The organism is Streptomyces sp. NPDC090442, assembly GCF_044769405.1.
Classification (GTDB): Bacteria; Actinomycetota; Actinomycetes; order Streptomycetales; family Streptomycetaceae; genus Streptomyces.
The window spans coordinates 47,097-67,107 of the sequence record NZ_JBIVXW010000033.1; the positions used below are offsets into that span (position 1 = coordinate 47,097).

Consider the following 20,011-nt stretch of genomic DNA (forward strand, 5'->3'; position numbering starts at 1 on the left):
GGCGAAGGAGTTACCCGCTACGGAGTCGCGGCGGGCCCGGGGGCGGCCGGGCGGGTGCCGATGACGACGGTGGCGAAGAGCTCGTCGGAGGTGGCCACGTGGGGCACCAGCCCACTGCGCCGGAAGGTCTGCACCGCCCGGGCCGCCTGGCGTTCGCCGGTCTCCACCAGGAGGTGGCCGCCCGGCGCCAGCCACCGGGGCGCGGCCGCGGTGACCCGCCGCAGCACGTCGAGCCCGTCCGCGCCGCCGTCGAGCGCCACCCGGGGTTCGTACTCGCGGGCCTCCGGCGGCAGCAGCTCGACCTCCTCGGTGGGGACGTAGGGCACGTTGGCCGTCAAGACGTCGATCCGCCCCCGGAGTTGGACGGGAAGCGGGGCGAACAGGTCACCCTCGTAGACCAGTCCGCCGGCGGCGGCCACGTTGCGGCGGGCGCAGCGCACCGCGGCCGGTTCGATGTCGGCGGCGTGCAGCTCGACCTCGCCCAGTGCGGCGGCCAGGGCGGTCCCCACGGCGCCGGAGCCGCAGCACAGGTCGACCACCACGGGGCGTCGGCCGGCCCGCCCGGTGGCCCCGCGCCCGAGGGTGACCGCCTGGTCGAGCAGGAACTCGGTGCGCCGGCGCGGTACGAAGACCCCCGGGCCCACCGCGACCCGCAGGCCGCCGAACTCGGCCCAGCCGAGGACGTGTTCCAGGGGGTGACCGGACGCCCGCCGTTCCACCATGGCGGCGAGGTCGGCCGGGGTGCGGGCGGTGTCGATCAGGAGCGCGGCCTCGTCCTCGGCGAAGACGCAACCGGCGGCGCGCAGACGGGCGATGACCGGGGCCGGCGGTGCGGCGGTGGTCCGGGGTGACGGGTGGGACGACATGGTGGTGAGCCTTTCGGGATGCCGTGCGGCGCGTCCCGGGTCACGGATGTCGGGCGGTCACCTGGAGCCGGTGGACGCACGGACGCGAGACGGGAGCACCTGCCTGGACTGGCGGGGAATCGGTCTCACCTCCTCGGTGCGGCACGGGCGGGCGCGCTCCGGCGCGACGGTGCGTGCCGGTGGCGGGGGCAACAGTACCCGACCTGGTGCGCGGGCCCGGCGCGCTCGCCGAAGGCCCCGGGTGGTGTCTGCCCGCCGCACCCCGTCCGCGCATCAAGTGCCGGAAAGTACTTGTCAGTTTGGAAAGTTCTTGTCAGCATGGTGAGTGTCGAAAGTGTGAGCGATGAAGGGGAGTGTCATGGGGGAGTACGCGTCCAACGACGCCGCGGCCGCGCTGGCCCGCGCGACGCAGTTGGGTTCCACGGTCCGCGAGGGCACGCGGTGGTACGTGCGGTACCAGTACGTCTACGGCGCCGCGGCCGGCCTCGCGGTGCTGGCGATCGGGCTGTGGAAGGCCCCGTACGGAGTGGCGGTCGGCACCGGATTCTGGGTGGCCATGGTGGCCTGGCTCTCGGTCTACGCGGCCCGACAGCCCGTCGCCCGCCAGGGGTTCGGCATCCGACACGGCATCATGATCGGCACCTGGGCGCTGCTGTACGCCGCGGTGCTGACGCTCGGCGTGATCTTCTTCCCGGGCGTGGCCGCCTGGTGGGTGCCGGGAGCGGTGGTGGTCGCCCTACCCGGGTTGATAGGCGGGTATCTGGAGGCCCGTCGGTGACGGGGCGGAGCGAGACGACCCGCGGGGCGACCCGCGAGACGCGCACCGAGCGCGCGGTGTCGACGGACCCCAAGTCCCCCGGCGGTGCCGCCGCGTTCGCCGGCGGCCATCCGCGCCACGGGCTGGACGAGGTCATCCACGCCCCGGTCCGCTTCTCCATCGTGGCGACCCTGGCGGCCGCCGAGAAGGCCGAGTTCGCGTTCGTCCGCGATACCGTCGAGGTCAGCGACTCGGTCCTCTCGCGGCAGGTCGCCACGTTGGAGAAGGCTGGCTATGTCGCGGTCACCAAGGGGTACATCGGCAAGCGCCCGCGCACCTGGCTGGCTCTCACGTCGGACGGCCGGGCGGCCTTCGCCGCGCACTGCCGGGCCCTGCGCGCCATAGCGGGCGACGACACCTGACGGCACGGGGCGGGGGTGGGCGAGCGCGGCCCGCGAAGTGCCGTCGTGCAGAGATCGGTTGACGTGGAGTGCACTCCAACTCCTACCGTCTGAGGCGGGTTGGGGACCGCGGTCCCCGGGCCGGCCCCGGCCGGCCCGCCCGTTCCGTTCGCCGCACGTCCCAGGAGGTAGCAGCATGACCGAGATTCCCACCCGCCACCTCGGCGGCCTCGCGGTGTCCGCGCAGGGCCTCGGCTGCATGGGGATGAGCCACGGCTACGGCGCCTCGGACGACGACCAGTCGATCGCCACCCTCCACCGCGCGCTCGACCTCGGCGTCTCCCTGCTGGACACCTCCGACTTCTACGGCTCCGGCCACAACGAGGAGTTGATCGGCAGGGCGATCGCCGGTCGGCGCGACGAGGTGGTGCTGGCCACCAAGTTCGGCTTCGCCAACCGGCTCGGCGAGCCCACCCGGATCCGTGGTGACGCCGCCTTCGTCCGCGAGGCGTGCGACGCCTCGCTGCGCCGCCTCGGCGTCGACCACATCGACCTCTACTACCAGCACCGCGTCGACCCCGACGTCCCCATCGAGGAGACCGTCGGCGCGATGGCGGAGCTGGTCGCGGCGGGCAAGGTGCGCCACCTCGGCCTCTCCGAGGCGGGCGCGGAGACCATCCGGCGGGCCCACGCCGTCCACCCGATCGCCGCGCTGCAGAGCGAGTGGTCGCTGTGGACCCGCGACCTGGAGGCGGAGATCGCGCCGCTCTGCCGCGAACTGGGCATCGGCCTGGTCCCGTTCTCTCCGCTCGGCCGCGGGTTCCTGACGGGGCGCTACACCTCCGTCGAGGGCCTGCCGGAGTCCGACGTGCGCCGCACCCAGCCCCGCTTCGCCGACGGCAACCTCGAACAGAACCTCGCGATCGTGGCCAAGCTGGAGGAGCTCGCCGCCGAGAAGGGCGTCACCACCGGCCAGTTGGCGCTGGCCTGGGTGCAGCACCGCGGCGACGACGTGGTCCCGATCCCCGGCACCCGCCGCGAGAAGTACCTGGAGGAGAACCTCGCGGCGCTGGAGGTGACCCTCTCCGCCGAGGAACTCGCCGCCATCGACGCCACGGCCCCCGTAGGCCAGGTCGCCGGCACCCGCTACGACGCGGTGAACATGACCTACGTCAGCAAGTGACCCCGTGGGCACGGCCGGCCGCCGCCCCGGCTCACGCCGGCGACATCACCTCGTAGAGATTGCGGTCGGCGTCGACGAAGAACAACCCCCTGGGGCACAGCGGATGGTCGACGCTGCCGTTGTCCGGGCGGCCCGGGTCGTTGCCGTAGGGGACGCCGGCGGAGCGGAGCCGGGCGAGGATCCCGTCGAAGGTCTCCGGGTCGACGTCGAAGGCCAGATGGTGGCCCTGGGGGTCCGGGACGGTCATGAAGTCCAGGGTGAGCGTCCCGTTCACCCGGACCGGGGCGAAGTGCCCGTTCCGGCCGGCCGGCGGCAGCTCCGCCAGGCCCATGACCGAGGCGAAGAAGCGGGCCGCCGCCCGGTGATCGGTCGCCGGGACGATGGTGTGGTTGAGGCTGACCGGCATCAGGCGCTCCCCGGCTTCGCGAGGGTGCCGTGCAGCAGCACGGAGATGAGCTCCTCGGGAGCGAGCGGCGCGTCGGTCGGGTCGGCCGGTGAGGGCAGCCGGCTGAAGAGCAGGCCCAGGAAGGCGGCGGCCACCCGCTCGGGGCTCAGCCGCAGCGCCTCCCGGTCCGGCTCGATCAGCTCCTCCACGGCCTCCCGCAGCGCGGCGAAGGACCGGGCCCGCCCGTCCTCCGGCGGCGCGCCGCCCGCCCGCGCCCGGTCCGGCCGCCCGCGATCACCGCGGTGTCCGGTGGCGTAGAGGCTCCGCAGCACGGTCCCCATGCGCTCCATGTGGGCGCAGAGGGCCTCGGCGGCCTCGGTGAGCCGCGCGGTCAGCGGTTCGTCGAGCGGGATCGAGGCCAGTTCGCGCAGCACGTGATCGACGCCCGCGGCCTCGGCCAGGCAGGCGTCCAGCAGGGCGTCCTTGTCCTTGAACGCGCGGAAGACGGTGCCCTCGCCGATCCCGGCGGCGCGGGCGATCTGGCTGGTGGTGACGGCCGTCCCGTGCTCGGCGACCAGCGGCAGTGCGACCGCGACGATCATCGCCCGGCGCTGCTCGACGCTCATACCGGGAGCGCGACGCCGAGAAGGCTGCCGGGCTAGGGGAGTTGAGGATTTCGTCATGCCCTCGACGCTACGGAGTGAGTACTCACTCCGTCAATGCCCGGTGCGCGACGCAAGGCCCCTGATCCGTGCGCAAGAGGCGGCCCCGCCCCGCACGCGAAGGCGCCCACCCCTCCGCGAGAGGCGCCCCCACCCCGCCCTCCCTAGACTTCGAAGAGAGCGGGCCGCCCCGGCCGCGGGCCGGCCGACCCGCGGCGACGACCGGTGCGACCCGAGGGTGGCGAGCCATGCGGTGGAAGCTGGAGCTGGTGCCCATTCCGGTGCGCGACGTCGAGCACGCCAAGCGGTTCTACAGCGAGCAGGTGGGGTTCACCGTCGACCACGACCTTCGCCTCGGCGACGGCGTGCGCATCGTCCAGTTGACCCCGCCGGGCTCACACTGCTCGATCGTCCTCGGCGCCGGCGGCGGGGTGACACGGGTGCGCCCCGGCTCGGTGCAGGGCGTGCAGCTCGTGGTGCCCGATGTGGTCGCGGCCCGCGGCGAGTTGCTGGCCCGCGGGGTGCCCGTCGGGCCCGTGCAGCACGTGGCGGACGGCACGCTGGCCGACGGCCCCGGCGGGGCCTGGAACTCCTTCGTCTACTTCGACGACCCCGACGGTAACGGCTGGGCGATCCAGGAGGGCGCCGCGGAGCCCGCCGCCCCGGGGGACGGGGCGTGACCCGGGATCAGCGCGGGCGTCCCAACGCCCGCCGGATCACCCCCTGTCCGGATGCCGCCGGGTCCAAGCGGCCTCCAGATGGGCCATGTTGGTGCGCCCCCAGGCGCCCAGCGGGGCGAGCGCCTCGGTGAGCGACGCGCCCAGCCCGGTCAGCGCGTACTCGACCCTCGGCGGCACCTGGTCGAACACCCGACGGTCGACGATGCCGTCGGCCTCCAACTCGCGGAGCTGCTGGGCCAGTACCTTCTCGCTGATGCGTGGCAGCTCGCGGCGCAGTTGACCGAACCGCCGGGGCCCCTGGCCGAGCGCCCACAGCAACAGGACCTTCCACTTGCCGCTGACGACGTCCACCGCGGCGTCCAGCCCGCACTCGTAGGGCCCCGTGCGCCCGCCCATGTCGATCCCCTCGCGTTCCCCGCACCCGTCCGTGCGTCAAGTATCGACGATCCCGGCCGGGCGCGGGGTGGCTCAGTTGCCGTACGGGCGGGCGATGCGCGCCTCCCGCAGCGCCACGGCCCACCAGCCGAGTTGGCGCAGCAGGGCGTCGGCGGCCTGGGCGGGCGGGGCCGGGTCGTGCAGCTGCCCCTCGTCGTCGAAGGGGCCGGCGGGGAGCGCGAAGCTGACCGTCTCGCGGATGGTCGTGGCGTGCAACTCCGCGAAGACCAGGCGCAGTTGCTCGACCGCCCGCAGGCCGCCGGAGATCCCGCCATACGAGACGAAGCCGACCGGCTTGGCCTGCCACTCGGCGCGCAGCAGGTCGATGGCGTGCTTGAGCGGGGCCGGGAACGAGTGGTTGTACTCCGGCGTGATCACGACGAACGCGTCCGCCTGCTCGACGCGCTTGGCGTAGGCGAGGAACTCCTCGCTGCCGGGCCGGAGTTCGTACGGGCGGACGGCGTCTAGGTCGATGACGTCGAGGAGGAGGTGCGGGTGCGAGGCGCCGACGTGCCGGGTGAACCACTCGGTGATGACCGGGGCGAACCGGCCCTCACGGGTGCTGCCGACGAGGACGGCGAGGGTGAAGCGCTCTGCGGACATGGGAGGTCCTTCGTGACGGAGTGGGTGTGACGCCCCAGACGCTAGAACCTCAATCAAACTTGAGGTCAAACGGCGGAAGGGCGGGGTGCGGCCCGCCCCCGGCGCCGGTCGTCACCGGGCTCCGCCCGTCACTCCGCGCCGAACAGCTTCAGCAACTCCGTCTTCTGGAACATCCGGGCCGTCTCGATCGCCGACGGCGTGCCGGCCGCCGGGTCCGCGCCGTGCGCCAGCAGGACCTTGACGACCGCGTCCTCGCCCTTGAACACCGCGCCGGCGATGGGGGTTTGACCCCGGTCGTTGGGGCGGTCGGCGTCGCCGCCGCGCTGCAACAGGGCCTCCACCGTCGTCGGGTGGCCGTGGTAGGCGGCCAGCATCACGAGGGAGTCGCCCTTGTCGTTCGTCAGGTTGGCGGGCACGCCCGCGTCGACATAGGCGGCGACGGTGTCGGTGTCACCGTGGCGTGCCAGGTCGAACACCTTGGCCGCGAGCTGGAGCACCTCGGGGTCGTGCGCGTGCTCGACCGCCTCGGGTCCCTGCTGCGGGGAATGCGCGTCGCTCATGGTGGCCGGCCTCCTGCCGTGGTGGATGGTGAGCGCGCAGGTGTTGCGGCTCACCGCCACTCTAGATTTACCCGGCCCCGCGCGTGACGGATGCGGGGGCCCGGATTCCACCGGAGCCGCCGGGGCCTCCGCCGGCGGGGCCCGGCGGAGGCCCACCCCGCCGGGAACCCCCTACGGGGCCGGTCAGAACGCCGCGCGGATCTCGCCCACCCGGCTGCCGCCGCCGTGCAGCGGCACGTCCTCGATGCGCGCGAGCACCGGGTCGTCCACGCCCAGCTCGCGCAGGACCCGGGCCAGCACGGGCCCCAGCGTCCGGGTCGCACCGTCGTCGATCTTGAAGGCCAGCGCCCGGCCGTCGGGCAGCGCCAGCGCCTGCACCGCCTCGGCACCCATCTTGGACAGCGTGCCGGGCAGCGCCTGCATCAGCCAGGTGTCGGGCCGGCGGGTACCGGCCACGTACTCGGGGTGCGCCCGCATCGCGTCCGCCACCCGCCGCTCCGGCGTGCCCGGCTCGGCCAGCACGAAGTGGCGGTAGGCCCGCGCCAGCCCCGTCAGCGAGAGCGACATCAGCGGGGCGCCGCAGCCGTCCGTGCCGATGTGGGCGACCTCCTCGCCGCCCGCCGTGCGCACCACGTCGAGGACGAGCTGCTGGAGCGGGTGGTCTTGCTCCAGGTACGTCGGGAGCGGCCAGCCGTTGAGCGCGCAGGCGGCGAGCATCGCGGTGTGCTTGCCGGAGCAGTTCATGGCGAGTCGGTCGCGGACCTTGCCGGCGGCGAGATAGTGCTCGGCCTCCTCCGGGTCCAGCGGCAGGTCAGGCGGCGTCTGGAGCTGCTCGGCGGCCAGCCCGTGCTCGGCGAGCATGGTCCGGACCAGATCGAGGTGGAAGCCCTCGCCGGAGTGGCTGGCCGCGGCCAGCGCCAGCCGCTCACCGGAGAGCTCCAGGCCGGCCCGCAGGATCGCGGCCGCCTGCATCGGCTTGTTCGTGGAGCGGGGGAAGACCGGCGCGTCGACGTCGCCGAGCGCCCGCTCCACGCTCCCGTCGGCGGCCAGCACCACCAGCGAGCCCCGGTGCCGCCCCTCGACGAAGCCGGACCGGACGACCTCGGCGAGCACCGGCGACGGCCCCGAGGGCGTCGCCGACGCCGCGGACGGCGACTGCTCGGGTATCGGGGTGGGCGAGGAGGAGGTCTTCGACGGGGTCACGGCCGGCCTTCCGGGGACGGGACCCGCGGCCCCGGAGGCGGCTTGTGGCCGATCAGGACAGCAGGTCGTCTACTTGCGCTTCGCCTTCACGGTACCTGCGGGCGATTTCCGCACTGCAATCGTCGGTGGTGCGCTGCAGGGACTGGCGGCGCTGCGAGATGCCCCGCTCGTGGCGGATCAGCCGCCCCATCGCGTCCGACAGCTCCTCGTCCGTACGGGCCGTGAGGTCCGAGAGCTCCACCTCGCCGAGCATCTCGTCGGCGAGCCGGCGGCACTCCTCGCTGTGCGGGGTGCCGAGGGTCACGTGCCGGGCCGACGAGCGCTGGCGGGACGGCAGGTCGGTGAGGATCTCGGGCAGCCGGTCCAGCAGCGCCGAGTGGGCCCCGGTGCGGCGGGCGATCTCGGCGCGCAGGATGTCGATCCGCCCCTGGAGGAGGCGGCGCAGATAACTGAGGTCGGCCTCCTCCTGCTGGCAGTCACGGCGCACCACCCGCAGCTCGGGCAGGCTCAGCCCGGACACCTCGGGAAGGCCGGCCGGGCGGAAGCGGTCGCGCTGCTGCGGGGGGCGGGCGGTGGGTGCTGCCTGGCCGGCCTGGAGCATGGGGTCGTCGTCCTTGGTACGGGCGGGCTCGGGGGGAGCCGGTGCCGGGGTGGTGGTGGTCAGCGCGTGCGGGGACTCCGGTGCGGTGGGGGACTCCGGGGCGACGGGTCTCGTACGACCGGACGGTGGGGTGGGGAGCGCCGGCGGCGGGCTGCCCGCCGGTGCCGTCCGGGCGGCTGGCACGGGGCCGGGTGTCTGTCCGGCGCCGAGTGTCGTCATGAATCGTTCCGTCCCCTCGTACCGGTGCCGCATCCAGGGCATGTGTCCGTGAAACGCACCGCGTGCACGCATCGTGCCACTCTGCGCGGTCCATGTGCAGGGGACACGGCATGCGAACGGCCCTTGTGGGGGTACCGGCTCCGGGCGGCGCGGCGGCCCGGCATCATGGCGGGTATGCGAGCTGTGGTGCAGAGGGTGAACGGCGCACGCGTCGACGTGGCGGGCGAGACGGTCGGGGAGATCGTCGGGGAAGGGCTGTGCGCGCTGGTGGGCGTCACTCACGACGACACTCCGGAGAAGGCCGCGCAGCTCGCCCGGAAGCTGTGGTCGGTGCGGATCCTCCAGGACGAGAAGTCCTGTTCGGACCACGGGGCGCCGCTGCTGGTGATCAGCCAGTTCACTCTCTACGGTGACGCGCGCAAGGGCCGTCGTCCCACCTGGAGCGCCGCCGCGCCGGGTCCGGTCGCCGAACCCTTGGTCGACGAGGTGGTCGCCCGACTGCGCGCGCTGGGCGCCAAGGTCGAGACCGGCCGCTTCGGGGCGGACATGAAGGTGTCGCTCACCAACGACGGGCCGTTCACGGTCCTGCTGGAGGTCTGAGGTCCGGGCCCGCCGGGGTCTTAGGGGCTGGGCGAACACTTCCCCTAGGGGTCGCGAACGCCCCCTGCGGGGCCCCAACGCGCCGTGCCGGTACGGGTATTCCCGGGTCCCCGCGGACACGCGCCGGGCCAGAGTGGGGTCCCCCGCGGACACGCACCGCGCCGGGAGCGGGTTTCCGCTCGCGGATACCTACCGCGCCGGGGGCGGGTTCGCGCGCGGAGCGCCGCGCCGCACCGAGGCGGGTCTCCCCGCCGAACACACCGTGCCCGGACGGGAGTTCCTCGCGAGATCCACGTAGCCGGACGGGAACCCCCGCGAGGTGCACCGCGCCCTCGCGGGTGCTCCACGTGCGGCGGGACCGGGCCCGGACAACCGGCCCGGTCCCGCCGCACCGCCTCTTCCTCACGGCTCGACGACGACCTCCTGGGCCGCCGCGGTGTCGCCCGCGATCAGCGCGGCGTCGGTGGGGACGTTGCGCTTGACCAGGGCCAGGGCGATCGGGCCGAGTTCGTGGTGGCGGGCCGAGGTGGTGATGAAGCCCAGCTGGCGGCCCTCCGGGCCGTCGGCGGCCAGACGGACCGGCGTGCCGTGCGGGGGCAGGTGCACCTCACTGCCGTCGAGGTGCAGGAAGACCAGGCGGCGCGGCGGCTTGCCGAGGTTCTGGACCCGGGCGACGGTCTCCTGACCGCGGTAGCAGCCCTTCTGGAGGTGGACCGCGCCGCCGATCCAGCCGACCTCGTGCGGGATGGTGCGGTGATCGGTCTCCAGCCCCAGCCGCGGGCGGTGCGCCTCGACGCGCAGCGCCTCCAGGGCCAGCACCCCGATCGCGGGGCCGTGCTCCGCCGCGAAGGACTCCAACTCGGCGCGGGGGAGGAAGAGATCGCGGCCGTGCGGGGTCTCCCGGACGACGGTGCCCTCGGGGGCCTCGGTGATGGAGCCGGCCGGGAGGTGGACGACGGCGAACGCGTCGGTGCGGTCGGCGACCTCGACCCGGTAGAAGAACTTCATGCTCTCCAGGTAGGCGATCACCTCCTCCTGCTTGCCGGGCTCGGTGTGCAGCCACGTCGTCTCGCCGTCGTCGACGAGGTAGAGCGCGTGCTCGACGTGGCCGTGCGCGGAGAGGATCAGCGCCTCGGTGGCCCGGCCGGGCGGGAGTTCGCTGACGTGCTGGGTCAGCAGCAGGTGCAGCCAGCTCAGCCGCTCGGGGCCGCTGACGGTGACCACGCCGCGGTGCGAGAGGTCCACGAAGCCGGAGCCGTCGGCGAGCGCGCGTTGCTCCCGGAACAGGTCGCCGTAGTGCGCGGCGACGCCTTCGTCGGGGGCCTCGGCGGGGACGGCGCCGGGCAGCGACAGCAGGGGGCTGGCGGATGAATGTCGCAGCATGGGCCCAGCCTACGACCACCGGCCGCGGAGCTACCCGCTTCCCTCGGCGTCCCGGCCGCCCTGTCCGGTTTGCCGGGTGCAGGACGCGCACCGGCCGAAGATCGCGAAGTGCTTCAGGTCGGTGTCGAAGCCGAACTGCTCGCGCAGGGTGGCGGTGAACGGCGCGGCCACCGACAGGTCCGCCTCGATCACGTCGGTGCAGTCCCGGCACACCAGGTGGATGTGGTGGTGACGGTCGGCGAGGTGGTAGGTGGGCGCGCCGTGGCCGAGGTGGGCGTGGCTGACCAGCTCCAGCTCCTCCAGCAGCTCCAGGGTGCGGTAGACGGTGGAGATGTTGATGCCGCCGGCGGTCTTGCGCACCTCGGTGAGGATGTCGTCCGGGGTGGCGTGCTCCAGCCTGTCGACCGCCTCCAGCACCAGTTGCCGCTGCGGGGTCAGGCGGTAGCCGCGCCTGCGGAGGTCGCTCTGCCAGTCGGTGGTCACCACACGGCCAGTGTAGGAGGGCGGTCAGCCGGTGTGCACTCCTCGGAGATATCGGGCGAGGTCGGCGATGGCGGTGGGGTTGCGGGGGCTCTCGACGAGTTCGGCGTAGTCCATGACGTAGATGCGGTGGTGCTTGACGGCGGAGACGGTGGCGAGCGGGGCGTAGGACTCCAGGAACGCCTTCTTCTGCGCGGCGGTGGTGTCGCCGTAGTTGTTGACGACGATGACGTCGGGGTCGCGGGCGACGACGGTCTCCCAGCCGACGGTGGTCCAGGAGTCCTTGAGGTCCTTCATGACGTTGTCGCCGCCGGCCTTGGTGATGATGTCGTGCGCGGCGGCGTACTCGCCGGCGGTCATCGGCTTGTCCTGGCCGGAGTCGTAGAGGAAGACGGTGGGGCGGTGGGCCGGGGCGTGGGCCGCGGCGTCGGCGACCTGCTTGCGGTAGGTGCGGATGAGGGCCTGGGCGCGGTCCTCGACGTGGAAGAGCTTCCCGAGGTTGGTCAGGTCGGCGTAGAGCGCCTCCAGGGGTGGCATCACGCCGCGGGCGGCGGAGTCGGTGCCGTTGTGGCAGGACTCGGTCAGGACGTACGAGTCGACGCCCAGCTTCTTCAGGGCGGCGGGGGTCAGGCCGTCGCCCTCGCCGAAGCCGTAGTTCCAGCCGGCGAAGACCAGGTCCGCCTTGGCGTCGAGGGCGATCTCCTTGGTGATGGCCTTCTTGGAGAGCCAGGGGACCTTGCCGTAGGCGGCCTTCCACGGGACCTTGCTCAGGTCGCCCTTGTCGTCCGGCATGACGTAGCCGGCCATCCGGTTCTCCAGGCCCAGCGCGAACATGATCTCGGTGATGCCGACGTCGTTGGTGACGACCCGGCGCGGGGTGTGCGGGTAGGTGGTGCGGGTGCCGCAGTTGGTGAGGGTGACGGGGCGGTCGTCGGTGCCGGCGGACCCGGTGGCCACGTGGGCGCCGCAGCCGGTGAGGGCGAGGGCCAGGGCGCTGAGCCAGGCGGCCGGGCGGAGGCGGCGGGCGGGGTGCGGGGTGTCGGTCACGGGGTCCTCACGGTCCTCAGGAGGCGGGCAGGCGGTCGAACAGGAGCTGGACGGCGCCGGTTTCGGGGTGCTGGACGCGGTGCGCGCGGACGCCGAAGACCTCGGCCAGCAGCGCGGCGGTGAGCACGTCGTGCGGCGGCCCGGAGGCGACGATCCGGCCGGCGGACAGCACGTGCAGCTCGTCGCAGTGCACGGCGGCCAGGTTGAGGTCGTGCAGCGCCGTCAGCACCGTCAGGTTGCTGTCCCGAACCAGCGCCAGGACCTCCAACTGCTGGGCGATGTCCAGGTGGTTGGTGGGCTCGTCGAGGACCAGGACGCGGGGCTCCTGGGTGAGCGCGCGGGCGATCAGGACGCGCTGCTTCTCGCCGCCGGAGAGGCCGAGGAAGCCGCGGTCGGCGAGGTGGTCGGCGCCGACCCGGGTCAGCGCGCGGGCGCAGATCTCGCGGTCCGCGGCGCTGGGCCGGCCGGAGCCGCGCTGGTGCGGCAGCCGGCCCATGGCGACGACCTCGGCGGCGGTGAAGTCGAAGTCGGTGCCGGACTCCTGGGGCAGCGCGGCCAGCAACGTGGCGCTCTCGCGGGCGGTCAGCGCGTGCAGGTCGGCGCCGTCGAGGAGGACGCTGCCGGCGGCCGGACGCAGCGCGCGGTAGACGCAGCGCAACAGGGTTGACTTCCCACTGCCGTTGGGGCCGACGAGCCCGACGAGCCGCCCGCTGCCGGCGGTGAGGGTGACGTCGTGGACCAGGCGCCGCCCGGCCACCGCCACCGACAGTCCGGTGATGTCCAGACGCATCAGGAACCGCCCCCGAAGGTGTAGCGGCTGCGCCGCATCAGCAGGACGAAGCAGGGCACGCCGAGGACGGCGGTGAGCACCCCGACGGGCAGTTCGACGGGGGCCAGCAGCACCCGGGAGAGCACGTCGACCCAGACCATCAACACCGCGCCGAGCAGCGGGGCGAGCGCCAGCACCCGGCGGTGGTCGGCCCCGACCAGCATCCGGGTGGCGTGCGGCACCATCAGCCCGACGAAGCCGATCGCGCCGGAGACCGCGACCACCGCGCCGGTGGCCCCGGCGGCCACCACGAACAGTTCGCGGCGCAGCCGTTCGGGGTCCACGCCCAGCGCGGCGGCGGTCTCGTCGCCCATGGCCAGGGCGTTCAACCGGCCGGCGGAGAGCCGGAGATGGACCAGGGCGGCGGCGACCGCGGCGGCGGCGATCGGGACCGAACCCCAGCCGGCCCCGCTCAGGCTGCCCAGCAGCCACATCATCGCCGAGCGGGCCGCCTCGCCGCGGTCGGCGGTGAACACCATCAGGGTGGTGACCGCGGAGAAGCCGTAGTACATGGCCGTCCCGGTCAGCACCAGCCGCATCGGGGTCAGCCCGTGGGCGGTCCGGGCGGCCGCGTAGACCAGGGCCATGGCCAGCAGCGCGGAGAGGAACGCCGAGACGGACAGCGCCCAGACGCCGAGCGCGGCGAGCGCGCCGAAGAGCATGACGGCGTTGGCGCCGACCCCCGCACCGGAGGAGATGCCGAGCACGAACGGGTCGGCGAGGGCGTTGCGGACCAGGGCCTGGACGGCGACGCCGATGGCGGAGAGCCCGGCGCCGACGACGGCGGCGAGCAGTGCCCGGGGGAACCGCAGCTCCCAGACGATGGTGTAGGCGGCCACCTCGTCGGGTCTGAGGGTGCCGCCGGTCAGCCCGGCACCGAGGTAGCGCAGCACCTGCGGCCAGCCGATCCCGGCGGCGCCGAGGCCGGTCCCGCACAGCAGCGAGACGAGCAGCACGGCGACCAGCGCGGCGGCCAGGGGGAGGGTGCGGGTGGGGCGTGCCACGGGGCTTTCGCCTTCGGCTCGGGCCGCGGGCAAGGAGCGGCGGCCCGGAGCCAGGCCATGGCGGCGTCCCCTCGCAGTCCACGGCGAGTTGGTGCGGATCCGGCGCCGCCGCGGGTGATCGGGCTTGCGGAACCGGCCCGTTGGGGCGTTCCGCTTACCGTTGCGGGTCAGCGCCGGACTCTCACCGGACTTCCCCCGCGGGGCGTCGTCGTTGTCAGGTTCTCGTGCGCGGCCGGACGGCCACGGGTGGGGCTCAGCCCTCGTACGGGGTGCCGTCCGGGCGGAAGAAGGAGACGCCGTCGGGCATGTCGTCGGGCAGGCTCTCGGCCCACTCCTTGAGGTCGGCGACCTTCTTGAGCTGCGCGGACATGTAGGGGCGCAGCGGCACCTCGGGGGTGGCCTTCTCGCCGACCCACATCAGGTCGCCCTTGACGTAGCCGTACAGGCGCTTGCCACCGCTGTACGGGCCGGCGGCGGCGGTCCGCGCGACGGCGTCGGTGGCCAGGTCGATCTGCGGCTTCTGGTCGGCCAGTTCGCCGTACCAGATCTCGACGACGCCCTGGTCGCGGGTCATCACGACCTCGACCTTGTTCCCGTCGACCCGCCAGAAGCCGGTCTCCGTCTCCAACGGGCGGACCTGCTTGCCCTCGTTGTCGAGCACCCAGGTGTGCGAGGTGTACTCAAGGAAGTCGCGGCCGTCGTGGCTGAAGACGACCTCCTGGCCGAAGTTGCACTTCTCCGCGCCGGGGAAGTCGAAGACGCCGGCGCCCTCCCAACGGCCGAGGAGGAAGACGAGCGGCACCAGGGACGGGTTCAGGTCGGACGGGATCTCGATCATGAGCTCAGGCGATCTGTTGTGGGGACGGAAGGTGTCAGCGCTGGCCCTGGTAGAGCTTCTTCCAGGTCAGCCCGGCGAAAGCGATCACGCCGACGCCGACCAGAACCAGCAGGGTGGTGAAGAATGCCTCAAGCACGGGCGCGCTCCTTGGGCGGAGTGAGGTGTTACGGACCGCCTGCGAGTCTAGTCGGCGCCGTCGGCGGCGGCGCTGTGAGGTCCGTCCCGGCTCCCGGGACCGGCGCTCCGGCTCCCACGGGGCGTCCCCGGTCCGCCGGCCCGCCCGCGCCTACTCTTGGGCCATGGCGAACAAGCTGGTGATCAAGGTGACGGCGGGCGCGGACGCGCCCGAGCGGTGCTCGCAGGCGTTCACGGTGGCGGCGGTGGCGGTGGCCAGCGGCGTGGAGGTGTCGCTGTGGCTGACGGGGGAGTCGGTGTGGTTCGCGCTGCCGGGGCGGGCGGCCGAGTTCGAGCTGCCGCACGCGGCGCCGCTGCCGGAGCTGATCGAGGGGATCCGCGCGGGCGGCGGGGCGATCACGGTATGCACGCAGTGCGCGGCGCGGCGCGGCATCGAGGAGAAGGACCTGATCGAGGGGGCGGGCATCGCCGGCTCCCAGCTCTTCGTGAGCGAGATCATGCCGGACGGCGTCCAGGCGCTCGTCTACTGAGGCCCGCGGCCGAGGGTGCGCGGGCGGGGGTCAACTGCGGCGGCGGTCCTCGTCGTCCCGGTCGTCCAACTCCCGCCACCAGCGGTCGGACTCCGGGTCCCCGGACTCGTCCCACCAGCGCTCGCCCGGCTCCCGGCGGTTGCCGACGATGGCCGCGACGGGCGGGATGACCATGGCGACGACGCACATCGCCACCGCGGCCGGCACCGACCACAGCCGCACCAGGCTCCACGCCAGCACGAACAGCACCAGGCACACCGTCATGAGGACGAAGTACCGGCGGTGGCGGCGCTGCGGCGGGGTGGGTGGGTGGTGCGCATGCGCGTACATACGTCCACGGTAAGTCCGCGGGGCCCCGGAAAGAAGGCCGGAGGACCGCACCCCACAGCCAAGGCGTCCAAACCCCTGGGGTGCGGCCCTCCGGGCCGAACGGTGGGCCGAACGGGCCCGCGGCACGGGCCCGTCTGCGCGCGTCGTCAGACGGCGATGGCGACCTCCGCCAGCCCGCCCTTCTGGGCGACGACGGTGCGGTCCGCGCTGGCGCCGGGCACGAGGGCGCGCACGGTCCAAGTGCCCTCGGCCGCGTAGAAGCGGAACTGTCCGGTCGCGGAGGTGGGGACCTCGGCGGTGAACTCGCCGGTGCTGTCCAGCAGGCGGACATAACCGGTGACGGGCTGGCCGTCGCGGGTCACGCTGCCCTGGATCGTGGTCTCACCGGGCTTGATGGTCGAGGCGTCCGGGCCGCCGGCCTGTGCTCCACACATAGGGGTACTTCCTTGAGGGGTAGAGAGGGGCTCTCGGGCTTACTTGTTGGCGCCGAGCTCGATCGGGACGCCGACCAGCGAGCCGTACTCGGTCCAGGAGCCGTCGTAGTTCCTGACGTTGCTCTGGCCGAGCAGCTCGTGCAGCACGAACCAGGTCAGCGCGGAGCGCTCGCCGATCCGGCAGTAGGCGATGGTGTCCTTGGCCAGGTCGACGGACTCCTGCTCGTAGAGGGCGGTGAGCTCGTCGTCGGACTTGAAGGTGCCGTCGTCGTTGGCGTTCTTCGACCACGGGATGTTGCGGGCGCTGGGCACGTGGCCGGGGCGCTGCGACTGCTCCTGCGGGAGGTGGGCGGGGGCGAGCAGCTTGCCGCTGAACTCGTCGGGGGAGCGGACGTCGACCAGGTTCTTGGTGCCGATCGCGGCGACGACGTCGTCACGGAAGGCGCGGATCGAGGTGTCCTGGGCCTTGGCCTTGTAAGTGGTGGCCGGGCGCTGCGGGACCTCGGAGCCGTCGACCAGGTCGCGGGAGTCCAGCTCCCACTTCTTGCGGCCGCCGTCGAGCAGCTTGACGCCGTCGTGCCCGTAGAGCTTGAAGTACCAGTAGGCGTAGGCCGCGAACCAGTTGTTGTTGCCGCCGTAGAGGACGACGGTGTCGTCGTTGGCGATGCCCTTCGCCGAGAGCAGCTTCTCGAAGCCCTCCTGGTCGACGAAGTCGCGGCGGACCGGGTCCTGGAGGTCCTTCTTCCAGTCGATCCGGACGGCGTTCTTGAGGTGGTTCTTGTCGTAGGCCGAGGTGTCCTCGTCGACCTCGACGAGGACGACCTTCGGGTCGTCCAGGTGTGCCTCGACCCAGTCGGCGTCTACCAGGACGTCGCTACGGCTCATGTTCTTCTCTCCTCCGGGGCAGTTGCGGGGGGCGGGCTTGAGGGTGCACGGGTACCGCGGACGGCGCGGCGTGGCCGGGAGGCGCGCAGCGCTGGGCGGGTACGGGTGTGAGGACGGCCTTCAGGGGCGGCCGACGGCCGGGGCGACGGGAGGGATGCGGCCCGTCAGACAGGGCGACAGAGCATGGCGGCGACGCGGCACAGGTCGACTGCCCGCCGCTTCGTCAGTACCGCCTGTCCCCGTGGACGGAGACCGCTCAATGCGCTCTGCATGGCTCCGATCGTAGGGAGGCGGAGCGCGGCATGTCACCGGTGTGTCGAATGGCGAGACGTGATTGTCCGTGATGTGGGACGCGCGAGGGTGTGGGGTGGGCGCGCACCGCGCGGGGGAGCGCCGTCGCGGGTGGGGGTTCTGGCGTTCGGACCGGGGTGTCTCAGGGTGTGGACGGGTGGCGGCCCGGTGGGGCGGCCCGCCACCCGCCGGCGGGTCAGCCGGTGATCTTGACGTTGGTGCCGGAGGCGGTGACGGAGATGCCCTGCGCGGTCGCGGTGAGCTTCTCCAGCTTCAGGTTGCCCGGCAGCTGGTCCAGCTTCCAGCCGTGGTCGGTCTGGGTCCGCACCTCGCGCTCGCAGCTCGGCAGCGCCCGGCACATGGCGGGGATGTGGTCGGCCCGCACCCGGACGGTGTCGCCGTGCACGATGTCGATCGTGCCGGTCACCTCGAACGAGCTGAGCAGCGGGACGTTCGGGGAGATCTTGACCTGGGCGTGGCCGTCCTTCTCGCCGCCGTAGGAGATCTTGACGCCGCCGCCGGCCGCGTTGGTCAGGTCCGCATAGGAGATCTCGGCGGTGGCGGTGGCCGAGGCCGCGCTCTCGATGGAGGAGTAGTCGCTGGTCAGCGCCACGTCGTGGAACTGCGCCGACATGTGCTTGAGGGTCAGCGTGCGGCCTTCGGAGCGGGCCGCCAGGTGGTCGAGGTCGGCGTCCACCTCGTCGAGGTTGCGTGCCGCGACCTGGGTCAGGAACGGGAAGCCCTTGATGGAGACCTTGGGCGTCGAGGTGATCCCGTTCATGCTTCCGAGCTTGTCCGCCGCCTTGCTCTCGGCGAGGTTGACCGCGACGCGGTCGGCCGCCACGAACAGCCCGCCGAATATGACGACGAGCACCAGCAGCACCTTCAGTGCGCGCATCGAACCACTACCCCCACTCGCGACCGCCGGGCCGGACGGGCCCCGGTCGATTCGTCCACTCCGGAGCGCGGGCCCCCAGCCCGCGCTCCGGGAACCCTAGACGAACCGGTCGGGAGAACGGGAACGGCGGCCGTACGGAGCGCACAACCGTGCGCTCCGTACGGCCGCCGCGGCGCTGCGTGGCAGACCTCGCGGCCCGGGGCTACCCCAGGGCCCGGCCCAGGACGTAGACCGCCGGGGCCGCCAGGGCCAGCGGCAGGGCGACGCCCGCGGTCATGTGCACGAACTTCGACGGGTAGTCGTAGCTGGCCACCCGCAGGCCGATCAGGGCGCAGCCGCCGGCCGCCAGGCCGAGCAGCGCGCCGGCGGTCCCCATGCCGGTCAGTTGCGCGGCGGCCAGGCCGCCGCCGGCACCCGCCAGCAGGCCCAGCACCAGCGTCACCGGACCGGGCAGCGGCAGCGCCCGGACGAGCACGGCCAGGGCGACCGCGGCGGCGCCGACCACCACCGCGTTCGGGTCCGCGGCCAGGTGGCCGGAGGCGAGCACGGCCAGCGCGGACGAGGTCAGGCCCGCGGTCAGCGCGTACATCCGCTCGTCCGCGCTGGAGCGGTTGCGCAACTGGAGCACGATGACCAGCAGGCACCACACGCCGAGCGTGCCGAGGGCCACCAGCGGCGCGTCCTCGCGCGGGGTGGTGAGCAGCCCGACGTCGGTGGCCACGCCGCCCAGGAAGGCCAGCGCGATGCCCTGGCGGGCCGGCCACATGCCGTTCAGCCGGAACCAGCCGGCGGCGGTGACGGCCTGGAGCAGCACCACGGGGACCGCGAGGAGCGGGCGGGCGACCGGCGCGGCCAGCGCCAGCAGCAGGGCCAGCACCGCGGTCAGCGCGGCCGGCTGGATCCCGGGCGGGATGATCGGCGAGCGGCCCTCGGCGCGGGCGAGCTGGTTGGGCTTCAGCGGCGCGGCGGGTGCGGCGGGCGCGGCCGGCGGGGCGTCGGCCGGCGCCGGCTCCGCGGTGGCGGTGGTCCCGTGCGCGGGCCCGTAGGCGGCGGCCTGGGGCTGGTGGGCGGCGGGCGCCGGGGCGGCGTAGGCGTCCTGCCCGTAGGGGGCGGACGGCTGCGGCTGCCCGTGCGACTGCTCGTGGGCCGCCTGGCCGGCGTAGCCGTGGTAGTCCTCGTACCCGTCGTATCCCTCGTAGCCGTAGGGCTGTTGGGGCTGGGGCGGGTACGGCTGGTGGGCCTGGGGCGGCTGCTGTTGGGGCTGCGCGTAAGGGTCGTAGGGCTGCTGCCCGTACGGGTACGGGTTCTGGTGCGGCTGGTGCTGGTTGTCGCTCATGACCCTCTGCTCATCCTCCGGCGAACGGCGGCAGGACCTCGACGGTGCCGCCCTGCGACAGCGACACCTGCGCATGGTCGCGGGAGCCGACCTGGACGCCGTCCACCAGGAAGGAACAGCGCAGCAGGACGCGGCCGAACTCGGGGTCCGCGGCGTGCGCGGTGCGCGCCGCGTCCAGCGCCTCGGCGAGCGTCGCCGCCGCGTACGGCTCCTCCGCCGTGCCGGCGGCGGCCTTGGCCGCGGCCCAGTAGCGCACGGTGCCAGTTGTTGTCACGGCGGCCTCTTCGTGTCGGGGGCTCTTGCCGCCTCCCATCATGGCGTACGCGGCGGCCGGCCCGGGCCGGGGCAAGTCCGGGTAAAGACTTGTGGCTGTCCGGGAAGATTCCCGCACGGTTCGGAGAAATTCGATTGGCCGGGGCAACCGTTCGCATAGGCT

Annotated in this window: 27 protein-coding genes and 1 riboswitch; of the genes, 6 read left to right on the plus strand and 21 right to left on the minus strand. The window is 73.4% G+C overall.

The features are described from left to right. Positions 1 to 17: 17 nt before the first annotated feature. Positions 18 to 866: a putative protein N(5)-glutamine methyltransferase gene (locus tag ACIQU6_RS23305; protein ID WP_403483595.1), complete on the minus strand. Its 849-nt coding sequence runs from the start codon at positions 864 to 866 to the stop codon at positions 18 to 20. Between the two features lie 358 nt (positions 867 to 1,224). Here ACIQU6_RS23305 and ACIQU6_RS23310 point away from each other — a divergent pair, with 358 nt between their 5' ends. The 3 genes from ACIQU6_RS23310 to ACIQU6_RS23320 all read left to right on the plus strand — a co-directional run bounded on the left by ACIQU6_RS23310 (position 1,225) and on the right by ACIQU6_RS23320 (position 3,207). Further along, positions 1,225 to 1,644 carry a hypothetical protein gene (locus ACIQU6_RS23310; protein ID WP_403483596.1) on the plus strand — a complete coding sequence of 140 codons (420 nt, stop codon included), beginning with the start codon at positions 1,225 to 1,227 and terminating at the stop codon, positions 1,642 to 1,644. A gap of 56 nt (positions 1,645 to 1,700) precedes the next feature. After that, positions 1,701 to 2,045 (plus strand): winged helix-turn-helix domain-containing protein, encoded by a 345-nt coding sequence (locus tag ACIQU6_RS23315; RefSeq protein ID WP_403483647.1) that lies wholly within the window; start codon positions 1,701 to 1,703, stop codon positions 2,043 to 2,045. A gap of 175 nt (positions 2,046 to 2,220) precedes the next feature. Next, positions 2,221 to 3,207: an aldo/keto reductase gene (locus tag ACIQU6_RS23320; protein WP_403483597.1), complete on the plus strand. Its 987-nt coding sequence runs from the start codon at positions 2,221 to 2,223 to the stop codon at positions 3,205 to 3,207. Positions 3,208 to 3,238: 31 nt separating this feature from the next. Here ACIQU6_RS23320 and ACIQU6_RS23325 read toward each other — a convergent pair whose 3' ends face one another. Both ACIQU6_RS23325 and ACIQU6_RS23330 read right to left on the minus strand, forming a co-directional pair. Next, positions 3,239 to 3,613 carry a VOC family protein gene (locus ACIQU6_RS23325; RefSeq protein ID WP_403483598.1) on the minus strand — a complete coding sequence of 125 codons (375 nt, stop codon included), beginning with the start codon at positions 3,611 to 3,613 and terminating at the stop codon, positions 3,239 to 3,241. Then, positions 3,613 to 4,218, minus strand: a complete 606-nt coding sequence (locus ACIQU6_RS23330) for a TetR/AcrR family transcriptional regulator (RefSeq protein WP_403483599.1) — start codon at positions 4,216 to 4,218, stop codon at positions 3,613 to 3,615. Before ACIQU6_RS23330 ends, ACIQU6_RS23325 begins: the two co-directional genes overlap by 1 nt. A gap of 284 nt (positions 4,219 to 4,502) precedes the next feature. On the opposite strand from ACIQU6_RS23330, the gene ACIQU6_RS23335 reads away from it, so the two are divergent. Beyond that, a complete protein-coding gene (locus tag ACIQU6_RS23335) occupies positions 4,503 to 4,934 on the plus strand; it encodes a VOC family protein (RefSeq protein WP_403483600.1) in 432 nt (143 codons plus the stop codon). Between the two features lie 36 nt (positions 4,935 to 4,970). Here ACIQU6_RS23335 and ACIQU6_RS23340 read toward each other — a convergent pair whose 3' ends face one another. From ACIQU6_RS23340 to ACIQU6_RS23360, 5 genes are all read right to left on the minus strand, one after another. Then, positions 4,971 to 5,330, minus strand: a complete 360-nt coding sequence (locus tag ACIQU6_RS23340; RefSeq protein ID WP_403483601.1) for a winged helix-turn-helix transcriptional regulator — start codon at positions 5,328 to 5,330, stop codon at positions 4,971 to 4,973. A 72-nt stretch (positions 5,331 to 5,402) separates the two neighbouring features. After that, positions 5,403 to 5,972 (minus strand): NADPH-dependent FMN reductase, encoded by a 570-nt coding sequence (locus tag ACIQU6_RS23345; protein WP_403483602.1) that lies wholly within the window; start codon positions 5,970 to 5,972, stop codon positions 5,403 to 5,405. A 128-nt stretch (positions 5,973 to 6,100) separates the two neighbouring features. After that, a complete protein-coding gene (locus tag ACIQU6_RS23350; RefSeq protein ID WP_403483603.1) occupies positions 6,101 to 6,532 on the minus strand; it encodes an ankyrin repeat domain-containing protein in 432 nt (143 codons plus the stop codon). A 183-nt stretch (positions 6,533 to 6,715) separates the two neighbouring features. Next, entirely contained in the window at positions 6,716 to 7,699 is a 984-nt protein-coding gene (locus ACIQU6_RS23355) for an asparaginase (RefSeq protein ID WP_403483648.1), read from the minus strand. Positions 7,700 to 7,787: 88 nt separating this feature from the next. Next, positions 7,788 to 8,555, minus strand: a complete 768-nt coding sequence (locus tag ACIQU6_RS23360) for an ABC transporter substrate-binding protein (RefSeq protein ID WP_403483604.1) — start codon at positions 8,553 to 8,555, stop codon at positions 7,788 to 7,790. Between the two features lie 174 nt (positions 8,556 to 8,729). On the opposite strand from ACIQU6_RS23360, the gene dtd reads away from it, so the two are divergent. Then, positions 8,730 to 9,155, plus strand: coding sequence for a D-aminoacyl-tRNA deacylase (gene dtd, locus ACIQU6_RS23365; RefSeq protein WP_403483605.1), 426 nt, complete (start codon positions 8,730 to 8,732; stop codon positions 9,153 to 9,155). A gap of 402 nt (positions 9,156 to 9,557) precedes the next feature. Here the strand turns inward: dtd and ACIQU6_RS23370 are convergent, their stop codons facing one another. From ACIQU6_RS23370 to ACIQU6_RS23395, 6 genes are all read right to left on the minus strand, one after another. Further along, entirely contained in the window at positions 9,558 to 10,538 is a 981-nt protein-coding gene (locus tag ACIQU6_RS23370) for a YgfZ/GcvT domain-containing protein (protein ID WP_403483606.1), read from the minus strand. Between the two features lie 30 nt (positions 10,539 to 10,568). Further along, the gene (locus tag ACIQU6_RS23375; RefSeq protein WP_376569694.1) at positions 10,569 to 11,024 is read right to left on the minus strand and encodes a Fur family transcriptional regulator; all 456 of its coding nucleotides are present in this window, start codon (positions 11,022 to 11,024) and stop codon (positions 10,569 to 10,571) included. A gap of 21 nt (positions 11,025 to 11,045) precedes the next feature. Continuing rightward, positions 11,046 to 12,065: an ABC transporter substrate-binding protein gene (locus tag ACIQU6_RS23380; RefSeq protein ID WP_403483607.1), complete on the minus strand. Its 1,020-nt coding sequence runs from the start codon at positions 12,063 to 12,065 to the stop codon at positions 11,046 to 11,048. Positions 12,066 to 12,081: 16 nt separating this feature from the next. Beyond that, positions 12,082 to 12,855, minus strand: a complete 774-nt coding sequence (locus ACIQU6_RS23385; RefSeq protein ID WP_403483608.1) for an ABC transporter ATP-binding protein — start codon at positions 12,853 to 12,855, stop codon at positions 12,082 to 12,084. Continuing rightward, on the minus strand, positions 12,855 to 13,898 hold the full coding sequence (locus ACIQU6_RS23390; protein WP_403483609.1) for a FecCD family ABC transporter permease: 1,044 nt from the start codon (positions 13,896 to 13,898) through the stop codon (positions 12,855 to 12,857). Before ACIQU6_RS23390 ends, ACIQU6_RS23385 begins: the two co-directional genes overlap by 1 nt. Positions 13,899 to 14,010: 112 nt before the next feature. After that, a riboswitch (cobalamin riboswitch) is annotated at positions 14,011 to 14,094 on the minus strand. 57 nt (positions 14,095 to 14,151) lie between these two features. Continuing rightward, positions 14,152 to 14,736: an FABP family protein gene (locus ACIQU6_RS23395; protein ID WP_274914065.1), complete on the minus strand. Its 585-nt coding sequence runs from the start codon at positions 14,734 to 14,736 to the stop codon at positions 14,152 to 14,154. A gap of 299 nt (positions 14,737 to 15,035) precedes the next feature. On the opposite strand from ACIQU6_RS23395, the gene ACIQU6_RS23400 reads away from it, so the two are divergent. Continuing rightward, positions 15,036 to 15,401 (plus strand): DsrE family protein, encoded by a 366-nt coding sequence (locus tag ACIQU6_RS23400; RefSeq protein WP_383412908.1) that lies wholly within the window; start codon positions 15,036 to 15,038, stop codon positions 15,399 to 15,401. Positions 15,402 to 15,431: 30 nt separating this feature from the next. On the opposite strand, the gene ACIQU6_RS23405 is transcribed toward ACIQU6_RS23400, so the two are convergent. The 7 genes from ACIQU6_RS23405 to ACIQU6_RS23435 form a co-directional block, all read right to left on the minus strand. Continuing rightward, positions 15,432 to 15,731 carry a DUF3099 domain-containing protein gene (locus ACIQU6_RS23405; RefSeq protein WP_403483610.1) on the minus strand — a complete coding sequence of 100 codons (300 nt, stop codon included), beginning with the start codon at positions 15,729 to 15,731 and terminating at the stop codon, positions 15,432 to 15,434. Positions 15,732 to 15,877: 146 nt separating this feature from the next. Next, positions 15,878 to 16,165 carry a DUF1416 domain-containing protein gene (locus ACIQU6_RS23410; protein ID WP_403483611.1) on the minus strand — a complete coding sequence of 96 codons (288 nt, stop codon included), beginning with the start codon at positions 16,163 to 16,165 and terminating at the stop codon, positions 15,878 to 15,880. A 39-nt stretch (positions 16,166 to 16,204) separates the two neighbouring features. Continuing rightward, positions 16,205 to 17,050 carry a sulfurtransferase gene (locus ACIQU6_RS23415; protein WP_403483612.1) on the minus strand — a complete coding sequence of 282 codons (846 nt, stop codon included), beginning with the start codon at positions 17,048 to 17,050 and terminating at the stop codon, positions 16,205 to 16,207. A gap of 164 nt (positions 17,051 to 17,214) precedes the next feature. Beyond that, positions 17,215 to 17,322 (minus strand): Ms5788A family Cys-rich leader peptide, encoded by a 108-nt coding sequence (locus tag ACIQU6_RS23420; protein WP_363152786.1) that lies wholly within the window; start codon positions 17,320 to 17,322, stop codon positions 17,215 to 17,217. Positions 17,323 to 17,537: 215 nt separating this feature from the next. Then, the gene (locus ACIQU6_RS23425; protein WP_403483613.1) at positions 17,538 to 18,239 is read right to left on the minus strand and encodes a DUF2993 domain-containing protein; all 702 of its coding nucleotides are present in this window, start codon (positions 18,237 to 18,239) and stop codon (positions 17,538 to 17,540) included. Between the two features lie 202 nt (positions 18,240 to 18,441). Then, entirely contained in the window at positions 18,442 to 19,575 is a 1,134-nt protein-coding gene (locus tag ACIQU6_RS23430) for a hypothetical protein (protein ID WP_403483614.1), read from the minus strand. A 10-nt stretch (positions 19,576 to 19,585) separates the two neighbouring features. Continuing rightward, positions 19,586 to 19,831, minus strand: coding sequence for a MoaD/ThiS family protein (locus ACIQU6_RS23435; protein WP_403483649.1), 246 nt, complete (start codon positions 19,829 to 19,831; stop codon positions 19,586 to 19,588). Positions 19,832 to 20,011: the final 180 nt, after the last annotated feature.